The organism is Streptomyces sp. NEAU-174, assembly GCF_052665095.1.
Map to the genome: position 1 here is coordinate 162,486 of NZ_JBQTCE010000006.1, position 18,743 is coordinate 181,228.

The 18,743-nt window shown below is 71.6% G+C and carries 20 protein-coding genes and 4 pseudogenes; 7 read left to right on the plus strand and 17 right to left on the minus strand.

Features of this window, described 5'->3' with window-relative positions:
• Positions 1-67 precede the first annotated feature (67 nt).
• Positions 68-478, minus strand: coding sequence for a DUF4395 domain-containing protein (locus tag ACT2CW_RS19055; protein ID WP_445517495.1), 411 nt, complete (start codon positions 476-478; stop codon positions 68-70).
• A 208-nt stretch (positions 479-686) separates the two neighbouring features.
• Between ACT2CW_RS19055 and ACT2CW_RS19060 the strand changes: the two genes are divergently transcribed.
• The 4 genes and pseudogenes from ACT2CW_RS19060 (at position 687) to ACT2CW_RS19075 (ending at position 2,308) form a co-directional block, all read left to right on the plus strand.
• Complete coding sequence (locus tag ACT2CW_RS19060) at positions 687-1,121, plus strand: thioredoxin family protein (RefSeq protein ID WP_445517496.1); 435 nt, start codon at positions 687-689, stop codon at positions 1,119-1,121.
• Between the two features lie 431 nt (positions 1,122-1,552).
• Positions 1,553-1,768 (plus strand): annotated as a pseudogene (locus ACT2CW_RS19065) (LLM class flavin-dependent oxidoreductase); the annotation flags it as partial.
• A 52-nt stretch (positions 1,769-1,820) separates the two neighbouring features.
• A pseudogene (locus tag ACT2CW_RS19070) lies at positions 1,821-1,982 on the plus strand (LLM class flavin-dependent oxidoreductase); the annotation flags it as partial.
• Positions 1,983-2,053: 71 nt separating this feature from the next.
• Positions 2,054-2,308, plus strand: a complete 255-nt coding sequence (locus ACT2CW_RS19075) for a hypothetical protein (protein WP_445517746.1) — start codon at positions 2,054-2,056, stop codon at positions 2,306-2,308.
• On the opposite strand, the pseudogene ACT2CW_RS19080 reads toward ACT2CW_RS19075, so the two are convergent.
• The 16 genes and pseudogenes from ACT2CW_RS19080 to ACT2CW_RS19155 all read right to left on the minus strand — a co-directional run.
• Positions 2,272-2,451: pseudogene (locus ACT2CW_RS19080) on the minus strand (LLM class flavin-dependent oxidoreductase); the annotation flags it as partial. The gene ACT2CW_RS19075 and the pseudogene ACT2CW_RS19080 overlap by 37 nt on opposite strands.
• 43 nt (positions 2,452-2,494) lie before the next feature.
• Positions 2,495-2,752 (minus strand): annotated as a pseudogene (locus ACT2CW_RS19085) (LLM class flavin-dependent oxidoreductase); the annotation flags it as partial.
• Positions 2,749-4,125, minus strand: coding sequence for an NtaA/DmoA family FMN-dependent monooxygenase (locus ACT2CW_RS19090; protein WP_164422769.1), 1,377 nt, complete (start codon positions 4,123-4,125; stop codon positions 2,749-2,751). The pseudogene ACT2CW_RS19085 and the gene ACT2CW_RS19090, both read right to left, overlap by 4 nt.
• A gap of 19 nt (positions 4,126-4,144) precedes the next feature.
• On the minus strand, positions 4,145-5,398 hold the full coding sequence (locus tag ACT2CW_RS19095; RefSeq protein WP_445517497.1) for an LLM class flavin-dependent oxidoreductase: 1,254 nt from the start codon (positions 5,396-5,398) through the stop codon (positions 4,145-4,147).
• 32 nt (positions 5,399-5,430) lie between these two features.
• The gene (locus tag ACT2CW_RS19100) at positions 5,431-5,553 is read right to left on the minus strand and encodes a putative leader peptide (RefSeq protein ID WP_414082842.1); all 123 of its coding nucleotides are present in this window, start codon (positions 5,551-5,553) and stop codon (positions 5,431-5,433) included.
• A gap of 134 nt (positions 5,554-5,687) precedes the next feature.
• Positions 5,688-6,248: a GNAT family N-acetyltransferase gene (locus ACT2CW_RS19105; RefSeq protein ID WP_445517498.1), complete on the minus strand. Its 561-nt coding sequence runs from the start codon at positions 6,246-6,248 to the stop codon at positions 5,688-5,690.
• A gap of 393 nt (positions 6,249-6,641) precedes the next feature.
• Positions 6,642-7,562, minus strand: coding sequence for an NAD-dependent epimerase/dehydratase family protein (locus ACT2CW_RS19110; RefSeq protein WP_445517499.1), 921 nt, complete (start codon positions 7,560-7,562; stop codon positions 6,642-6,644).
• Positions 7,559-8,086, minus strand: coding sequence for a hypothetical protein (locus ACT2CW_RS19115; RefSeq protein WP_445517500.1), 528 nt, complete (start codon positions 8,084-8,086; stop codon positions 7,559-7,561). The genes ACT2CW_RS19110 and ACT2CW_RS19115 overlap by 4 nt, the downstream gene beginning before the upstream one ends.
• The gene (locus ACT2CW_RS19120) at positions 8,083-9,807 is read right to left on the minus strand and encodes an AMP-binding protein (RefSeq protein WP_445517501.1); all 1,725 of its coding nucleotides are present in this window, start codon (positions 9,805-9,807) and stop codon (positions 8,083-8,085) included. The genes ACT2CW_RS19115 and ACT2CW_RS19120 overlap by 4 nt, the downstream gene beginning before the upstream one ends.
• The gene (locus tag ACT2CW_RS19125) at positions 9,804-10,394 is read right to left on the minus strand and encodes a hypothetical protein (RefSeq protein WP_445517502.1); all 591 of its coding nucleotides are present in this window, start codon (positions 10,392-10,394) and stop codon (positions 9,804-9,806) included. Before ACT2CW_RS19125 ends, ACT2CW_RS19120 begins: the two co-directional genes overlap by 4 nt.
• Before the next feature lie 8 nt (positions 10,395-10,402).
• A complete protein-coding gene (locus ACT2CW_RS19130) occupies positions 10,403-11,641 on the minus strand; it encodes a beta-ketoacyl-[acyl-carrier-protein] synthase family protein (RefSeq protein WP_445517503.1) in 1,239 nt (412 codons plus the stop codon).
• Complete coding sequence (locus ACT2CW_RS19135; RefSeq protein WP_037965531.1) at positions 11,631-11,894, minus strand: phosphopantetheine-binding protein; 264 nt, start codon at positions 11,892-11,894, stop codon at positions 11,631-11,633. Before ACT2CW_RS19135 ends, ACT2CW_RS19130 begins: the two co-directional genes overlap by 11 nt.
• Entirely contained in the window at positions 11,891-12,169 is a 279-nt protein-coding gene (locus ACT2CW_RS19140; RefSeq protein ID WP_037965528.1) for a phosphopantetheine-binding protein, read from the minus strand. Before ACT2CW_RS19140 ends, ACT2CW_RS19135 begins: the two co-directional genes overlap by 4 nt.
• Positions 12,170-12,234: 65 nt before the next feature.
• The gene (locus tag ACT2CW_RS19145; RefSeq protein ID WP_445517504.1) at positions 12,235-13,620 is read right to left on the minus strand and encodes a class I adenylate-forming enzyme family protein; all 1,386 of its coding nucleotides are present in this window, start codon (positions 13,618-13,620) and stop codon (positions 12,235-12,237) included.
• On the minus strand, positions 13,620-14,657 hold the full coding sequence (locus ACT2CW_RS19150) for a 3-dehydroquinate synthase II (RefSeq protein ID WP_330808131.1): 1,038 nt from the start codon (positions 14,655-14,657) through the stop codon (positions 13,620-13,622). The genes ACT2CW_RS19145 and ACT2CW_RS19150 overlap by 1 nt, the downstream gene beginning before the upstream one ends.
• Positions 14,654-15,460 (minus strand): 2-amino-3,7-dideoxy-D-threo-hept-6-ulosonate synthase, encoded by an 807-nt coding sequence (locus ACT2CW_RS19155; RefSeq protein ID WP_164422713.1) that lies wholly within the window; start codon positions 15,458-15,460, stop codon positions 14,654-14,656. Before ACT2CW_RS19155 ends, ACT2CW_RS19150 begins: the two co-directional genes overlap by 4 nt.
• 209 nt (positions 15,461-15,669) lie before the next feature.
• Here ACT2CW_RS19155 and ACT2CW_RS19160 point away from each other — a divergent pair, with 209 nt between their 5' ends.
• The 3 genes from ACT2CW_RS19160 to ACT2CW_RS19170 are packed head-to-tail and all read left to right on the plus strand — an operon-like array spanning position 15,670 to position 18,732.
• Positions 15,670-16,266: a flavodoxin family protein gene (locus ACT2CW_RS19160; RefSeq protein WP_445517736.1), complete on the plus strand. Its 597-nt coding sequence runs from the start codon at positions 15,670-15,672 to the stop codon at positions 16,264-16,266.
• Positions 16,263-17,870: an MFS transporter gene (locus ACT2CW_RS19165; RefSeq protein WP_445517505.1), complete on the plus strand. Its 1,608-nt coding sequence runs from the start codon at positions 16,263-16,265 to the stop codon at positions 17,868-17,870. Before ACT2CW_RS19160 ends, ACT2CW_RS19165 begins: the two co-directional genes overlap by 4 nt.
• Entirely contained in the window at positions 17,854-18,732 is an 879-nt protein-coding gene (locus ACT2CW_RS19170; protein ID WP_445517506.1) for a LysR family transcriptional regulator, read from the plus strand. Before ACT2CW_RS19165 ends, ACT2CW_RS19170 begins: the two co-directional genes overlap by 17 nt.
• Positions 18,733-18,743: the final 11 nt, after the last annotated feature.

The following is an 18,743-nucleotide window of genomic DNA, read 5'->3' on the forward strand; positions in this document are numbered from 1 at the left end:
CGCGACCCGCGTGATTCCCGTACGAACCGCGGCCCGCAACGCCCGGAGAGCTCTCGAAGGCGTGTGATCAGGCGCTTCGGACGCGGCGCACGAGCAGGTACATCTCGCAACCGAGGCAGTAGTCGAAGGCCGCGTTGAGGAAGGCCGCCGCGAGGGCAAGAGCGGTCGCGGCCAGGCCCAGCCAGTGCGTGCCGGTGAGATGGCCGACGGTGCCGAGCAGGCCGAAGACGGCGCCGACACCCTGGGCGAAGCGGGGCGGCCGGGCGTCCTCCAGCTCACCGGGCGCAGGGAGCCTGGGCCGAACCGCGACTCGGTACAGCCAGCCATACGGGGAGTACCGCAGGCCGCCGAACGCACCGAGCGCGAAGACCACGGTCTGCGCGGCGAGGAGGGCGCCGCTGCCGGTGATCAGCACCGCGGACAGGACGAGTGTGGTGAGCGCGGCGGCGAACCGGGGGCCGCGCGGATCGATCTGCATGAGGAGGACTCCGGAAGGGCGGGAACGGCGATGACCGGTGCGGGTGTCAGCGACAACGGGATGCCGTGGCCCGGCACAGGTCGACCACGCGGCGGCTGGTCAGCCGCGGCGAACGGGTGGAGTCCATGGCGGTCATGGTAGGCGAAGGACAGCCGGGGGGCGATGGCCGGTTGTCATCGAAGGGACCGGGTGGATGCAGACTGGTGGCATGACCGGCTTGGTGGTGTGTGCGGCGGTGCTCATTCTGGCGAGCGTCGTCGGAGTGGCGCGTGCGGTGTCCGGCGGGAGGTTCCGGGCGCGGCCCCGGGATAGCGCGGTGCGCCTGTCGGCGGTGGAGCTCGGGACCGAGCTGGGCGACCGGGCGACCCTGGTTCAGTTCTCCACCGCCTTCTGCGGCCCTTGCCGGGTGACGCGGCGTCTGCTGGCGGAGATCTCCGGGACGGTGCCGGGAGCGACGCATGTCGAGATCGACGCGGAGGACCGGCTCGAGCTGGCCAAGCGGCTGGGGATCCTGCGGACGCCCACCGTGCTGGTGCTCGACCGGGCCGGCCGGGTCGTCGGCAGGGCGTCCGGGCAGCCCCGGCGCGCGGAGGTGATGGCGGCGATCGATAAGGCGACCGGCGCCAACGCCGCCTCACCGTAATCGAGCCAAGGGGCGCGGCCGCGACGGGCCGCGCACCATGCCAGGGACAGGCGACAGTGGACGGCGCCGTCCTCATCGCACCGGGTGGCGCCGGGCCGAGGCCGTAAAAGGCTCATTGACATTCTGAACGCTCACGCAGAGACTCGATCACATGTTATGAGGTCCTGCTCCTGACCAGCGAGCGTTGTGTTGACCTCGTTCGCGTGTCCAGCGCGCAGTGTTGATCCTCCATCCGCTCCGCCGCCGCGCCGCCGCGGCCCTCCGAACGTGAACCAACGCTCCGTTCACGTTCCGCCGCGTTCCCCTTGACCCGCGGGCCCTTCACAGACGGCGGCGCCGCAGTCGACCGGTCCACCGCCCTCTGCCCCTCACCCTCCATGACCGGCCCGGCTCGTGTCGTGCCCACAAGCCAAGCAGCGATCGGAACCAGCATGAGCCTGGAATTTCTCTGGTACATACCCAACACCGTCGAACCGGGCCATCGCGGTGACGACACGACATCCGGCTGGGGGTCCATCGAGTACTCGACCGACCTCGCCCGGCTGGCGGAGGACCACGGCTGGAGCGGGGCGCTGCTCGGCACCGGATGGGGGCGTCCGGACACCTTCACCGTCGCCACGGCGCTGGCCGCCCGGACCACGACGTTCAAACCCTTGATCGCGATCCGCCCCGGCTACTGGCACCCGGCGAACTTCGCCAGTGCGGCGGGTCACCGGCTCAACCGTCGCTCCACGTCCGTACCCCACCGGTGGGAGGACGCATCCGACGCTCTATTTCGGCGGCGCGTCCCCGGCCGCCGAACGGGTGTCGGCGGCCGAGGCGGTTGTCCAGCTCTTCTGGGGTGAACCACTCGACGGGATCGCCGAACGCGTCGACCGGCTCAAGACGCTGAGCGAGGAGGTGGACCGACGGCACTCGCCCAGCGCGGAGAGGTGCTCGACACCTGCCTGTACACCACCCCGGGCACGTTCGGCGCCGGCGGAGCGGGGACCACCTGGCTGGTCGGCTCCGCCGATGACGTCGCCCGGGCGCTGCACGGCTACCGCGAGCTCGGCATCACCCACTTCGTCCTGTCCGACACCCCCTACAAGCAAGAGATCAGCCGGATCGGTGACCAACTGCTTCCCCTGCTGCGCGATTCCGCCCCGGCTCAGCGGCGTCGCCACTCCTCGGCGAGCAGTTCGTAGGAGCGCACCCGGTCGGCGTGGCGGTGGGTGATGGTGGTGATGAGCAGCTCGTCCGCGCCGGTGGCTTCCTGGAGTTGCTCGAGCTGGTCGGCGACGCGCGCGGGTGAGCCGACGAACTGGGTGTCCACGCGGTCGGCGACCAGGATCAGCTCGGCGTACGGCTTGATGGGGTGAGTGACGTTGGCCGAGAACAGCGGGTCGGGTCACCGCGGTGAACAGCCGGATCCGGGAGGTGAGTGCGGCGAGGTGGCTGAGCACGACCGGTGGTGAGGAGGAGATGAACGGCCGCTCATGGCGTTCGCCGACGCCGAAGCCGTCGAAGCCGAGCTCCTCCGCCAGCAGCGCGTTGTCGATCACCTCGCGGAAGCGCTCACCGGTGGTCTTCTGGATCCCGGTCACCGGGTCCGGGGCGTGCACGATGAGGGTGATGGCCAGGAACTTCATGACGCGGCCCGGTTCTGGTGCGACTCGGTGCCGGGGTGGGCCAGGCCGAGGTGGTCGCGCAGGGTCGTGCCCTCGTACTCGGTGCGGAACACACCGCGCTCCTGGAGCAGCGGGACGACGGTGTCCGCGAAGACGTCCAGCCCGCCGGGGGTGATGTGCGGTACGAGGATGAAGCCATCACTGGCGTCCGCCTGGACGAAGGAGTTGATGGTCTCGGCGACCGTGGCCGGGGAGCCGATGAACGACTGGCGGCTGCCGGTCTCGATGACCAGGTCACGGATGGACCACTTGTTCGCCGCCGCGAGCTCCCGCCACTCCCGGGCGACGGCCAGCGGATCGCGGTACATCCGCACCTGGGCGCGGCCGCGGGCGATGGTGTGCTCACCGGGGTCGGGGTCGATGTCGGGGAGCGGGCCGTCCGGGTCGTACGCGGACAGGTCGCGGTTCCAGACGAACTCCAGGTGTTTGATCGCGGTGGCGCCGCTGACCTGTTGGCGGCGTACCTCGTGGGCCAGCTCCCGCGCCTCGGCGTCGGTGTCGCCGAGGACGAAGGTGGCGGCGGGCAGGATCAGCAGCTGGTCGTGGGTGCGGCCATGGCGGGCGAGGCGGCCCTTGACGTCCGTGTAGAACGCCTGCCCCTCCTTGAAGGTGCTGTACCGGCTGAAGATGGCGTCGGCGCCGGCCGCGGCGAACTCCCTGCCCTCCTCGGAGTCACCGGCCTGGAAGATCACGGGGCGGCCCTGTGGGCTGCGCGGGACGTTGAACTGCCCGGCGATGTCGAAGTGCCGTCCCTGATGGGCGAAGGCTCCGGCCCGCGCGTCGCCGAGGAAGGTGCCGGACGCCTGGTCGGCGACGATCTCGTCGCCCCGCCAGGAGTCGAACAGCTCGGTGGCGGTGGCCAGGAACTCCTTGGCCCGGGAGTACCGCTCGTCCTGCGGGAGGAAGCCGCCGCGGCGGAAGTTCTCCCCGGTGAAGGCGTCCCACGAGGTGACGACGTTCCACGCGGCGCGCCCGCCCGACAGGTGGTCGAGGCTGGCGAACTGGCGGGCCACCTCGTAGGGCTCATTGAAGGTGGAGTTGATGGTGCCGGTGAGGCCGAGGCGGTCGGTGACGGCGGCGAGCGCGGACAGGACGGTGAAGGTGTCCGGCCGTCCCACCACGTCCAAGTCGTAGATCTTGCCGCCCTGTTCGCGCAGCCGCAGCCCTTCGGCGAGGAACAGGAAGTCGAACTTGGCGCGCTCGGCGGTGCGCGCGAAGTGGGCGAACGAGCTGAACTCGATATGGCTGCCCGCCTCCGGGTCACTCCACACCGTGGTGTTGTTGACACCGGGGAAGTGTGCCGCCAGGTGGATCTGCTTGAGCGGTGTGCTCATGGTCGGTGGTCCCTCCGGCTCAGACGGTGGCGTAGCGGTTGGCGGGGCGGGCGAGGCCCAGCAGCCCGCGCAGGGTGTCGGCCTCGTAGGACCGGCGGAAGGCGTCACGGCGCTGGAGTTCGGGCACCAGGCCGCGGGTGATCGCCTCGAGGTCGTGGCCGATCACACCGGGGCGCAGCCGGAAACCCGACAGTCCGGTCCGCTGCCAGCTCAGAAGCAGATCCGCGAGCTGTGCGGGGGTACCGGTGAACACCTTGGCGTCGCTGGTGTACGGGTAGCCCGCGAGGGCGTCCAGGCGCTCCAGCCGGGCGGCCGCGGCACCCGGTTCGTCGTCGAGGAACACCACCAGGTCGCCGAAGAGGTGCAAGGGCTCCTCGGCCCGGCCCGCCGCTGCCTGGGCGGCGCGGATCTCGGCGACGGTGGCGTGGGCCTGGTCCGTGTCGTGCGGGGTGAGGTAGCCGATGTCGGTGGAGGTCGCCACCAGCCGGTAGGGCACGCTCTGATGGGCCAGCGCGCTGACGACCGGCTGTCCCTGGGGCGGCCTGGGGGTGATCGAGGGGCCCTTGACGCTGAAGTGCCGGCCCTCGAAGTCGATGTAGTGCAGCTTGTCGCGGTCGATGAAGCGTCCGGTGGCGACGTCCCGGATCTCGGCGTCGTCCTCCCAGCTGTCCCAGAGGCGGCGTACCACCTCGATGTAGTCGGTGGCCTCCTCGAAGAGCTCGGCGGTGAGCTCCCGGACCACCGGGCTGTCCAGCTCCTCGGGGCCGAAGCGTGGAATGGCGCGGCGGCCGAAGTGTTCCGCCTCGTGGCTCCGCCTGGACACCCGGATCCGCAGCCCGGCGCGGCCGGTGCTGACGTAGTCCAGGGTGGCGATCGCCTTGGAGATGTGGAACGGCTCGGTGTGGGTGGCGACGACGGTCGGCACCAGCCCGATGTGCCGGGTCAGCGGCGCCACCCGGGAGGCGATGAGCACCGCGTCCAGCCGCCCGCGCACCTGGTCGGTGCGGCCGTCGGGCTCGGTGCGGTGTGATGACTGGAGCGAGAGCCCGTCCTCGAAGGTCACGAAGTCGAGCAGCCCGCGCTCGGCCTCGGTGACGACATCGGTCCAGTACGCGGCGTCGAACAGCTCCCGGGGGCGGGCCTGCGGCTCGCGCCACGCGGCCGGATGCCAGCCCGCCCCGTCAAGGGCGACGGCGAGGTGCAGCGGTGTGGATGAGGATTCGGACACGAAGGGTGCCTCCCTGGTCGGCCATGGGTGATCACCGCCCCTCATCGGGAGGGCGCGGTGTCCTCGAGGTGATCAGGTCAGCGGCGACAGAGCGCGCCGGCGACGCGCAGCAGGTCGATGTGGTGCCGGGAGTACAGGCGGACACCCCCGCGGAGGGCCGGAGCAGGCGCGGGCGGGCAGATCATCGGCCGCGACACCATCGCCTCCCGTTCCCATGTCCGTTCCCGTGTCCGACGGGCCTTCGAGCCCTCGCTGATAGCTCGGAACGCTACGTGAGGCCGGTGACCTCACGCAATCGCCAACCCAGACGGGGCCGGGCCATATTCCCCGCCACCTATGACCAGCCCGGCAAAAGTGCGCCGGGCAGCCACTTGGCGAAGCAGACGCTGTACGGGTCGCGGGAGTAGGGCGGATACGGCGGGATGCGGTACCAGCCCTCGCGTGCGTAGAGGGCGGCGGCCTCCGGCTGCCGGACACCCGTCTGCAACATCAGCTCCGCCACGCCCCGTTCGGCCGCGGACGCCTCGACGGCGGCCAGGGCCGCCGCGGCCAGCCCGCGGCCGCGGTGGTCGGCACGGACGAAGACGCGCTTGACCTCCCACCGGTCGCCGGGCAGCGCGCGCAGCGAGGCGGTGGCCACGGGTTCGCCGGAGCCGGTGAAGGCGATCCAGGTGACGGCCACCTCGTCGGCGGTGGGCTGGGGCGGCAGATGCGGACGCGGCCCGAAGGCTGCGTAGCGGGGCTTGATCTCCGCGTCCATCAGCGCCCGCAGCTCGGCGGCCGCCGGGTCGTCCCAGCCCAGGGCCACCCAGCGGACGGGCCCGTCCGTGGCGAGCGCGGGGGCGGGTACGGCGGCGGGGGCTTGGCGCGGCTCCCGATGACAGGTGTCGGTCACAGTGGTTTCCTCATGAGGTGCGCGGGCTCTTCGGAACCGACGCGAACGAGTTGACGTGCCGTCATGCCCCAAAGGCGCACGGGAGTGCGGCACCCGTACGGGCAGACGGATCACACGCGAAGAAACAGCTGGGAGAAGGCGCCCCGGCGGGCAGCCGTCAATGCCTCAACAACACTGCGCGCTCGCCACTCGACCGAGGTCGACGTGGTGGCGGTGCACCAAAAGTGTGGAGGCCATGGGCGTCACCCAACACCGGCGTTCGTGCACTGGTCAAGCAGTGACCACCATGCGAAACGGTGGACGGCCGCCGGGCACACCGCGCATCTCACCCCGCGGTCCGCTGTTGACCTCGGCAGAGTGAAGGAGTGGTGGCGGACCCCAGCGCGCGGCCGGTCAGTCGGCGGCCAGGCGGGTCCGCCAGCTGGGTATCGAGGGCTTCCAGTCGAGCGCCTGCCGGATGCGGTCGTTGGACGCGCCGCGCATGGCGGTCAGCTGGTGGGCGGTGAGCCAGCCCAGCAGCCGCTCGGCCAGAGCGGCCGGCACCGTACGGGGCGGGGGCGCTCCGAGCAGTCGGGCGTATTCGGGCAGCCAGACCGCGGCCTCCGCCGGGTCGTCATCGGCCACGTTGAACACGCCGTCGGTATCCGCCTCGACGGCACGGACCGCGGCCCGCGCGGCGTCCTCGACATGGAGGAACGAGGTGACGCCGGTGGCGGGGTCGGGCAGCGGCAGCCTGCCCCGTGCCACCGCGTCGTGGATCGCGCCGCCGCGGTGGTAGAGGGTGCCAGGACCGTACAGGGTGCCGTAGCGCAGCACGGTCCCGGAGAGGTGCGCGGCGCCCAGTACCCGGCGCTCCAATTCGGCGATCGCGCGGGCGGTGAGCGCCCAGCCCGGATCCGGTGCGTCGACATGGAGCGGTGCGTCCTCGGTGAGCACCGGCCCGCCGTCGGGGGCCGTGGCGAACGCGATGCTCTGGGCCACCATCCGCCGCGCTCCGGCCGCCTCGGCCGCGGCGATCAGATGTGCCGTGCCCTCGGTGCGCAGCCGGGCGGTGTGCTCCAGGCCCTCCGCGGTGGGCCCGCGCAGCGCGGTCAGCTGATGCACCACCACCTCGGGCCGCGCCGAGAGCATCGCCGCGCGCACCGCCTCGGCGTCCAGCGCGTCGGCCACCACGACGCCGTCCGGGCTCAGCGAGGCCGCCCCGGACGGCTCCCGTACCAGCGCGGTCACATGGTGGCCGCGGGCGCTGAGCAGCGGGACCAGGGCGCGGCCGATCACCCCGGTGGCCCCGGCGACAAGCACTCGCACCGTCATGCCACGCCTCCCCGGGCCCGCATCAGCAGACGGCACGCGGGATCGCCGTCCCGCAGACACGCGGTGGCGCAGTTGCGGGTGAGTTCTACCCCGAGCCCCTCCGACCAGCCGGCGTGGATGTCGGTGCACGGGCATTCGTAGCCGTCGAGCGAACCGGCCATCCGGACCATGGTCACGGCGAAGTTCTGCCGCATGGTGAGCTCGATATCGCCGTCCGGGAGCACCGCGGTCCCGCCGTCGCGCAGTTCGTTCGGGAACATCCACTCGGAGCAGGCGTCGTACCGGCGGCGGAGTTCCTCGAGGTCGGCGGCCGGTTTTCCACCGAAGTGGCGACGGATCCGCTTGCCCACCTGGACGGCCACATACCGCAGCGCCTCGGCGTTGATCTCATTCGCCACCTCGTGCCCGAACCGCTTCGCCACGCCCTGGTACCAGCGCGCGTCGTGCAGCCACCACTGCCGGTACACATCCATGGTCCTCGGACGGGGGCCCGTGCCGTGGCTCGTGTGGTCGAGTGCCGTCATCGCGCCTTCCCGTCCAGCTGACCGTCGGCCACCCGGGCCCGGAACCGCTCGCGCATCTCCCGCTTGAGCACCTTGCCGGTGGCTCCCTTCACCACTTCGCTCGCGTCCATCCGGAGCGCTCCGGTCAGCTGCGGGAAGCCTTCGGCGGCCAGCACCCGGTTGACGTCGGCCGTCCATCGGGCGTCGTCCCCGCCCGTGTCCCCTGTGTCCCCGGTGTCCGCCGTCTCCGACGTGTCCGCGCGCACCTGAAGCAGGGCGTAGGCGTCGGCGGTCCCGTCGCCGTCCCAGTCCGCGCGTACGCCCTCGGGCGCGACGGCCACCACCGTGCAGTCCTCGAGCTCGGGCAGCTCGCGCAGCAGCAACTCCTCGGTGCGGGTGCTGAACACGATGCCCGCGGGGGTGCGGATCGCGTCCGGCGCCCGGTCGAGGTGGTAGAAGTTGCCTTCCTCGTCCCGGTAGGACAGATCGCCGGTGAGCCAGTAGCCACCGAGCCGCAGCCGGTGGAAGGTCAGCGAGTCGTTCCAGTATCCGGGGGTGAGCGTGGGTGAGCGCACACCGAGGCGGCCGATCTCGCCGGGCGGCAGCGGTGTGCCGTCCTCGGAGAGCACCGCGGCCTCGGCGAAGCTCATCGGTTTGCCGACACAGCGGGAGAACGACGACTTGCCGGGCCGGTGTCCGTTGTGGAAGAGCGAGTAGCCGGTCTCGGAGGAGCCGAGCCCGTCGGTGAAGACGGACCCGGAGACGCGGCGGCGCTTCAGGTCCTGGCCGACCGTCTCATGGCTGCCCTGCGCGATCAGCGCCTTGATATGGCTCTCGTGCGCCGCGTCCCCGGTGTTGTACCAGGCCTCCACGCTGGACAGATCGCGCACGGAGAGATCCTGGGCCGCCATCTCCCCGTAGGTTCCGGCGAACGCGAACACCGTGGTGGGGCGGAAGGACTCCATGGCGTCCAGGACGTCGACCCCTCGCTGGCTGGACAGCATGCGGACGGGCGAGCGCAGCAGGAAGCCGAACAGCATGACCGAGATGGCGGCGTTGTGCGAGCCGGGCAGCGCGACCAGCAGCCGGCCCATCGCGGAGCCGACCGACAGCTTCAGCCGGTGCAACTGCGCGTACAGCAGGGTTTCGTGGGTGTGCGGTACGGCCTTGGGCATACCGGTGGTGCCCGAGGAGTGGGAGATGATGATGGGGTCGGTGGCGTGGTGGGCGTACGGGTAGCTGGCGGGGAGAGGTGCGCGGTTCTCCGCGCGGATGTCGGCCGCCGTGACGCAGAAGCCGAGGCCCAGTTCTTCCCGGTCCGGGGCCAGGACCGCGTGGTGGGCCTGGTCGGTGATGGCGCCGACCGCGCCCTGGCGCCGTACGTACTCGCGGGCGATCTCCGGGCGGAGGTTGCCGTTGACGAACGAGGGGATCGCGCCCAGGGAGGTGAGGGCGAGGAAGTTGATGGCGAACTCGGTGCTGGACCAGGTCTGGATCGCCACCGGGTCGCGGGGCCCGACGCCCTGTGCGTGGTACCAGCTCGCATAGATCTCCACGGCCTCGTGCAGCTCTCCCAGGGTCAGCACCTCGGGGTGGCCGCCGTCCGGCGCCTGCCAGGTGGCGTCGGTCCACAGGACCTGCTCGTCGAGCGGTCTGCCGTACGCCTTCAGCCGGTGGATCACGTTCCCGGCTCCCAGGGTGGCGTCCTCGCTGATCCGCGCGCGTTCCTGTTTGGTGATCATGGAGTGGTTCCTTGGATTCGGGCGGCCAGCTCGACCAGGCCGCGAAGGGTGCCGTACTCCCCCGAGGGGGCGGGCGGGATGTCGGACGGCGGGCGCGGGAGCGGATCGTCCCGGTCCAGTACGAGGGCCACGGCCAGGTCCGCGGCGGGCGGGCCGGTACGAAGCTCGCGGTACGCCGCCGTGGTGCGCTCGGTGCCGGTCAGCTCGACCCCGATGAGCACGACGCGGTCCAGCTCCTCGTCCTCCAGCAGCAGTTCCGCGGCGGCCAGCAGTTCACCGGCCGGGTCCGCCACGGTGGACAGGCAGACCAGCGGCCCGGTGATGGCGAACTCGCGGCCGAGCTGCCCCAGCACTGCGTTGGCGGTGGACTGCATGAACAGCAGCGGATTGTGCACCTGCCCGGCCACCAGCAGACGGCTGCCGAGGTCGAGGGTGGCGGCGTCCCCCATCGTGCTGGCCAGGACCATGGCGGTCCGATCGCCGTCGCCCGGCCGGGCGGTCAGGCAGCGCTCGACGGCCTCGTACACCATCGGGTTGAAGGCGGACTCCACGAAACCGGAGACCGGTGGCGCGGAGGGACCGGACATCGCGGCGATCATGCTCGCTCCAGTACCAGCGCGGTGTTGGCGCCGCCGAACGCGGCGTTGACGGTGAGCGCGCACCGGAGCTCGGCCTTGTGCGGGCGGTTGGGCACATAGTCGAGGTCGCAGTGCGAATCGGGTTCGGTGAACCCGGCGGTGGGCGGCAGCACCCCGTCCCGCAGCGCGAGCAGAGTGATCACGAGTTCCACGACTCCGGACGCCTCCAGCAGATGTCCCGTGGTGCTCTTCGTCGAACTCACCGGCGTCCGGGCGGCCGCCGCGCCGAGGAGCGTGTGCAAGCCCCGTGTCTCGGCGGGGTCGTTGTACCGGGTGGCGGTGCCATGCGCGTTCACGTAGTCGATCCGCGGGCCGCCCGCACGCCGCAGGGCCCGGCCGGCGGCCATGACCAGCCCGGCACCCTCCGGATGGGGCCGGGCGACGTGGTGGGCGTCACCGGCGGCGCCCCAGCCGGTCAGCGCGCCGAGCGCGCGCGCTCCCCGGCGCCGGGCGCTCCCGGCGGATTCGAGCACGACGGCGGCGGCTCCGTCCCCGAGCAGCAGACCGCTGCGGTCGGCGCAGAACGGACGCACCATCCCGTCCCGGGACAGCGCGAATCCCGAGTCGAACTTGGCCAGGTTCTCCTCCTCCACCAGATACGCCCCGGCACAGACCGCGGTGTCGGCCCGGCCGGAGGCGATGAGCCGGCAGGCGTGTGTGATCGCGGTGGCCGAGGCGACGCACGCGCTGGTGAACGCCAGCCGGGGGCCGCGCAGACCGAGGGTGTCCGCGAGGGCCTCGGCCTGCCACGCGGGTACGGTCTCCACGGCGCCGCCGGAGTCCACCGCGTCGGAAGAGCCGGGAGAGTCGGAAGAGCCGGGAGACCCGGGAGAGTCGGCTGCCCCGGAAAACCCGGGAGCGCCAGATGCGCCGGACGCGCCGGGCACGTCCGCGCCGCGCCAGAAGCGGGTCAGGCCGGTGAAGTCGCCCGCGGTCCCCACCAGGACGGCGGCCTCGGCCCCCGTCGGCAACCCGGCCATGGCGACCGCCGCCCCGCCTACGTCGGCCAGTACCTCCCGCAGCGGGGCGGCCGGGCCGCCGGTGGCGGCCAGACCCGTTCGGTACGGGCCGGTGTCGAAGCGGGTGATCGGCGCGAACGCGGGCCGCCCGTCGAACACCCCCTCCCGCACGGCGTCCGCCCCGGTGCCGAAGGCCGTGCGCACCCCGAATCCGGTCAGCAGTACCTCACGGCTCATGGACGTCCACCAGGTAGTCGGTGATCCGGCGGATCGAGGTGAACTCGGCGAGGAACGCGTCGGCCGGCTCGATCTCCAGGCCGTAGCGCAGCTCCAGTTGGTGCAGGAACCACACCAGTCCCAGCGAGTCCAGGGCGAGTTCGGCGTCGTCGTCCAGGCCGGGCGGCAGATCGGCGAAGATCTTGGGGTCGGACAGCAGTTCCCGGACGGCGTCGGTGGTGATCCTCGGCCGGGCTTCGGATTCCGCGGTCATGCCGTGGCGCCCCGCTTCACGACATCGTTGATCAGGTCGCCCAGGTTCATCGCGCCGGCCTGTTCGATGTCGCTGTCGGGGAACTTCACGTCGAACCGGCGCTCCAGGCGGAGGAGCAGTTCGATCAGGCCCAGTGAGTCGATGTCGATTCCACCGGTGCCCATGGGGCTGTCATCGCTGATCTCGTCCGCGGCGAGCGGATGGTTCATCTCCTCGCTGATCGTGCTGAGCACGAACTCGCGGATCTCCTTCTGCAAGGCCGTCTGCGTCTCCATGGTGCGCAACCTTTCTGTGCCACAGGGGTCGTTGGGGGGTGGTCGGCAAGGGGCGGTCAGCCGGGTCAGCGGTCGGGAGCGCGGGCGAGCAGCGCATCGCGGCGCCTGACCAGCTTGCCGTTGGAGGTGCGGGGCAGATCCGCCAGGACGTGGACGACGCGCGGCACCTTGTAGTCGGCCAGCCGGTCCCGGCACCAGCGCAGCAACTCCCCCGCCGAGGGGCCGTCCGCCGCGACCGAGACATAGGCTTCGGTGGCTCCGGCGTGTACGACCACGGCCCCGCTCACCCCGGGGTGCCGGCGCAGTACGGCCTCCACCTCGGTCAGATCGACCTTGAGGCCGCCGATGACCACCAGGGAGTCGCCACGGCCCAGCAGCCGCACGGCGCCGGAGGGATCCAGTTCGGCCCGGTCGTGGGTGCGCAGCCAGCCGTCGGCGAACCGGTCGCCGCCCGAGTCGTGCAGATACGGTGAGCCGTCCGGCAGCCAGACGTCCAGCTCGCCCTCGCGGATCCTCAAGCGCACACCGGGCGCCGCCCGGCCGACCGCGGGCCGCGAGGCGCCGCTGACCTCCATCGCGATGACGCCCGTCTCGGTGGTCCCGTACGACTCGCCGACCCCGGTGCCGAACCGCTCGGCGAACCGCGCGGCGGTCTGCGGCGGCATGATCTCCCCACCGGAGACCGCCGCGCGCAGCGAGGGCAGGGCGGGCAGGCTGCGGGCGGTGCTGAGCAGTTCGTAGTGGAACGGGGTACCGAAGATCACGTGGACGTCGTGGCCCCCGGCGGCGGCGAGGATGTCCTTGGCCGACACCCGCCGCGCGAAGACCGCCGAGACGCCCGCGGCGAGGGAGTGCAGCACCCCGGCGATCAGGCCGAAACTGTGCGCGGTCGAGCTCAGCAGCAGCATCCGCTCGCCCAGGACCGGCATCCCCTCGATCCGGGTGAACCGCTCGATCTCGGCCGACAGGGAGGCGGCGGTCCGTCCGATCACCTTGGGCAGCCCGGTGGAACCCGAGCTGAACTGCACCAGTTTGTGCTCGGTCGTCGCCGGGCGGCCGTCCGGGTACCGGGAGGTGACCACCTCGTACCTGGGCTCGAACCTGAGCGGTGAGCGGCCCGCCGTGCCCGCGTGGACCAGGAACTGCGGATGGCACAGCGAGCGCAGGGCGTCCACTTCGGACGGTTTGAGCCGGTGGTCGACCAGCAGCACCTGGGCGCCCAGCCGCCACAGCGCGAGCAGCACCTCTATCTGGGTGCAGCTCGGCGGGATCTGGAGCATCACCGTATGCCCCTCGCCGATGCCGTGCCCGGCGAAGACCGCCGCCTCCATGTCCACGGCGGCCCGGACCTCGCCACGGCTCACCGGGTGGTCGCCGTGGACGAGGTAGGGCAGGTCGTCGGGATGGGCGTCGAACAGCGTGTCGATGAGCTCCCGCATCGGTGCGCTCATCAGTGTTCCTTGCAGAACTCGCCGATGGGAAAGCCCACATGGCGCTGATCCGTGGCCAGGTAGCCGAGCAGCTCGTCGCCCTGCCGCAGCTCGGTGACGTTGTGGACCTTGCCGCCGGGCCCGAGCACCCGCACATGCCAGTCGTCCTGGACGGTCAGGCTCACCACGGTGCCGTCGGCCGACCGCGCGGTGATGGTCAGCAGCGGACGGGACTCCAGCTTGGCCCGGCCGACCGTGACCGGCCGGGTCCGGCCCTCGGCGTTGACGGCCAGGGTCGTGCTGCCCGAGCCCAGCTCGCTCAGGTAGTTGGTCCGGTTCTCCGGGCCGAGCACATAGGAGTGCAGGGCGCCGGCGTTGACCCGGAACGGACGGGTCGGCATGTACGGCAGCGGATGGGTCTCGCTACAGCACAGGATGAAGCCGGTCGAGTACGAGCCGACCAGGATGCCCTCGTCCTCGGCGAAGTGGGTGCAGGTGTCCACGCACACCCGGTCGCCGAGCCCGTGGTGCTCGATGCGGTCGACGGTCAGCGTGGTCAGCTCCAGCGGAGAGGTCCCGGCCTCCAGCAGCCGGGCCAGCGCGAACACCTCGCCGGCGTCGGAGGGCGCCAACAGGACCCCGTCCGAACCGCGTTCGAGCACGTCCAGCACGGTGGCGGCCTCTTCCAGGTCCGCGCAGACGGTGATCAGCTTTCCGGCGGAGCGGTCCGCCGCGGCGAGCACGATCTCCAGGGGGATCTTGGTCGGGTCGGCGAAGCGGACCACGGTGTGGGGCAGCGCGACCGCGGCGGCGCACGCCAGCCGCAGCGACGGTTCGTCGTGCACATCGACCCAGGCCGCGTCGGCGTCGAGGCCGTACAGCTGCTTCTCCTCGGTCACCGCCGCGGTGGTGACGGCGGTGACCGTGGGGGGCAGCGCCTTGAGGACGGATTCGTCATCGCACAGCACACCCTGCATCCGGGTGTGGATGGCGGCGTCCACGACGGACTCGAGCCGGGCCTGCGGAACGGTGCGGAGGTCGATCCATGCGAACTTCATGCGGCTCCTGTCGCGATCGTCGAGGGGTGGGGGGTCGTCCCGGCTTCGGCGGCGTGCACCACGGCGGCGAGTCGTGCCACCAGTGAGGAGGGTGAGGGCGAGGAGAAGATCCGGCGGCCCACCGCGAGGCCCCGGCAGCCCGCGAGCATCAACGAGGTCCCATGGCTGACCAGGTCCGAGCCGTCGGGCGGGCCGCCCGCGGCGAGGATCGGCAGCGGACAGCTGTTCACCACCTCGGCCATCCGCTCCATCGGCAGGGCGATCGAGGTCTTCACGAGGTCGGCGCCGAGATCCGCGGCGATGTTGACGGCATGGGCGAGCAGCGCCGGGTCGTGCGGATCGGCGATCCGCGGCCCCCTCGGGTAGATCATCGCGAGCAGCGGCATGTTCCACAGGTCGCACGAGGCCGCGACGGTCCCGAGATCCTTGAGCTGCCGGTGCTCGGTGTCCGATCCGAGATTCACATGCACGCTCACCGCGTCCGCGCCCAGCCGTACGGCCTCTTCGACGTCGCCGACGAGCACCTTGGCGTCGGTGTCGGCCGCGTGCACGGTTCCCGCGCTCAGGTGAACGACCAGGGCGCAGTGGCGCAGGATGTCCGGTGCGATCGCCCGCGCCCGGCCCTTGTGGACGACGACCGCGTCCGCGCCGCCGTCCACAAGGGCCCTCAGCAGCCCGTTCCAGCGGGCCTGGGACACCACCGGCCCATCGGACACACTGTGGTCGAGCGGGACGAAAAGATATCTTCCGTCCCCCGCGACCGAGAGCCTCCGCATCCGGAATGATTTACCAATATCGGTCATGTGCCAGGCACACCTCTCCCAAGGGGCGAACCACGCAGAGGATTGCGGAGACAGAATGGCACGGTTATGCAATAGCGGGCGGATATCGAATCTCCATAACTCTGCGGTTATGCGACTCTGAGGAATTTCTGAGATTGCTCTGACAGGCTGTCCGACGGCTATTCCGCCGGAGCCGAAACCGCGTTTTCCAGGAGGCTGGTTTGACCGCCCTGACCGACCCGGTACGCATCTCGATCGCCTGTCACGGCGGACGTGGTCACACCGCCCGGCTGAGCGAGGCCGTAGAAGCCGGAGCGAGCCGGGTTCCGCACACCGAGGTGACATCCGTCCGGGTCGACCGGATCACCGATCAGGAATGGCATCGGCTCGACGACGCCGACGCGATCGTCTTCGGTGCGCCGACCTATATGGGTACGGCCTCATCGGCCTTCCACACCTTCGCGGAGGCGAGCGCCAGACGCTGGCTCACCCGCCGCTGGCAGGACAAACTGGCGGCGGGATTCACCAACTCCGGTTCGATGGCCGGGGACAAGGCCGGCACCCTGGGCTATTTCGCCACCTTCGCCGCACAGCACGGCATGCTCTGGGTCAGCCTCGGGCTGGCCCCCGGCTGGAACTCCTCCGCCGGCAGCGAGTTCGACCCGAACCGGCTCGGTTTCTACCAGGGCGCCGCCGCGCAGTCCCCGGTGGACGACAGAACGGGGACGGTGCACAAGTCCGACCTCGCCACCGCGGAACATCTCGGGCACCGGGTCGCGGAACTCACCCGGACCGTTGTCGCGGGCAGACGAGCGCTGGAGTCGTGAGCCACCGGCCCGCCGCGCCGACCGCGGCCGGGGACGAGGGCCATGCCGTGGCGGCCCCCGCCCGGCAGTGGTGGACCGTGGCCGTCGCGGTCCTGGCCCAGACGCTGGTCCTGCTGGACAACACGGTCCTCAACGTGGCGATGGAGACCCTCGCCGATCCGGTGCACGGGCTCGGGGCGAGCGCGGCGGACCTGGCGTGGGCCAACGCCTCGTACTCGCTGGTCTTCGCCGCGGGCAGCTTCGCCGGTGGCGCGCTCGCCGACCGCTACGGGCCGCGCCGCACGCTGATCGCCGGGCTGACGCTCCTGGCCTGCGCCTCCGCGCTGGCCGCGTTCTCGGACGGGGCCACGGAGCTGATCGTCACCCGCGGTTTCATGGGCGCGGGCGGGGCGCTGATCACACCGGCGACGCTGGCGATCGTCACCCGCGGTACCGCGCCGGCCGTCCGGACCCGGGCGATCGCGGTCTGGGCCTCCGCGGGCGGCGCCGCCGTCGCGCTCGGACCGGTGGTCGGCGGTGCGCTGCTGACCCGGTTCTGGTGGGGCTCGGTGTTCCTGGTCAACCTTCCGGTGGTGGCCGTGTGCCTGATCGGCGCGGGTCTGCTGGTGCCCGAGCTGCGCTACGCCGAGCGCAGGGTGCTCGACCCGCTGGGCCTGGCGCTCTCCGTGCTGGGGCTGGGCCTTGTGGTGTACGGCGTCATCCGGGGCGGCCGCCCGTCCGGATGGACGAGCCCGGCCGCGCTGCTGCCCATGGCGCTCGGCCTCGTCCTGCTGGCGGCGTTCGTGGTGTCGCAGAGCCGCCGGGCCGTGCCGGGTTTCGATGTGCGCCTGTTCACCGAGGCGCGCTTCGCAGGCGGCAGCGTGACCCTGCTGCTGCTCTTCTTCGGCCTGGCGGGGCAGCTCTTCTACTGCGCCTTCTATCTCCAGGGGGTGCACGGGCTGTCGACGCTGGCCGCCGGGGCCGTGATGTCGGCCGCCGCGGGCGGCATCGTCCTCGGCAACCAGGTCTCCCCCGCGCTGTCCCGGCTGCTGACCGTCCGCTGGTGCGCGGTCGCGGGGATACTCCTGTCGAGCGCCACCTTCGGCGACTACCTGCTCTTCGACGCGGACACCCCGGTGGCCTGGATCGCCGGGACCCTGTTCGCGCAAGGAGCGGGTATCGGGCTGGTGGTCGCGCCGATGACGGCGGAGATGATGGCCGCCCTGCCGCCGCGGTACACCGGGGCCGGCGCGGCGATCAACGCCGCGGCCCGGCCGGTGGGCAGCACGCTCGGGGTCGCGGTGCTCGGCTCGGTCCTCGCCACCGCCTATCGCGGGGCCATCCGGCCCGAGCTCGGCGATCTGCCTCCCGGGCCACGGGAGAAGGCCCTGGACTCCGCGGAGGCCGCCCGGGCGGTGGCGCGGTCGCTGAACCGGCCCGAGCTCATCGCCGCCGCGGACCGGGCCTATCTGCACGCCATGTACGTCACCGCCGCGTGGACGGCGCTGCTGTCCCTCGCCGGTGCCGTCCTCGTCATCGGATATTTCCGGCCGCGACCTTCAACGACGGGAGCAGGAAGTGGATATGGGGCTGCGCCATCTTCGAATCGTGCTCACCGTGGCTGAATCGGGCAGTATCAGCCATGCGGCCGCCACCTTGAAGATCGCCCAATCCGGCCTGTCCACCCAGCTCAGACGCATTGAGCAGGAATTCGGCGGACCGCTGTTCCGCCGCCGCCCGCACGGCGTGGTGCCGACCGAGCTCGGCGTCCATGTGCTGGGGAGGGCCCGACAGCTGCTCGACGAGTTCGGCGATCTGCTCTCCACGGCGCGGGCGCTGGCCCAGCCGGCCGAACCACCGCGGGCCGTCGGACTGGGCGGAGTGGACAACCCCTGGGTGCCGCTGATCGCCGAGCTCGTCCGGGAGCGGCTGCCCCATCATGAACAGCTGACCTATCTGGAGCCCTCGTCCCAGGCCGTGCTGGAGCTGCTGCGCACCGAGAAGATCGCGCTCGCGGTCATCAGCGAGTTCCCGGACGTCGTGCCGCCCGCGATCCGCGAGTTCGCCGTCCGCGACCTCGACACCGAACCGGTGCTGATCGGTCTGTCCCCCGGCCACCGGCTGGCCCACCGGCAGCTGATCACCCTCGAGGAGCTGGCCGAGGACACCTGGGTCGCGCCGGGCGACCGCTCCGACGGGCTCGGCCTGAGCCTGAGGATCGCCTGCGAGCGTGCGGGGTTCACCCCTCGGTTCCGGTACTTCGGCGCCGACCCGACGACCGCGGCGGCCATCGTGAGCGCCGGGAACGCGATCGGGGCCTTCTTCGCACCGGGCGACCACTGCCCGGGGGTCTCGTTGAAACGGCTGGCGAACGGCCGGCTGTGGCGCCGGACGCGGCTGGTGTGGGACGCCGAGTCGCCGCTGGCCGGGCTCGCCGAGGACCTCGACGGCGGCGCGCTCGACTGGCGCCGGCCGTACGCCTCGTGAGCCCGGCCGCG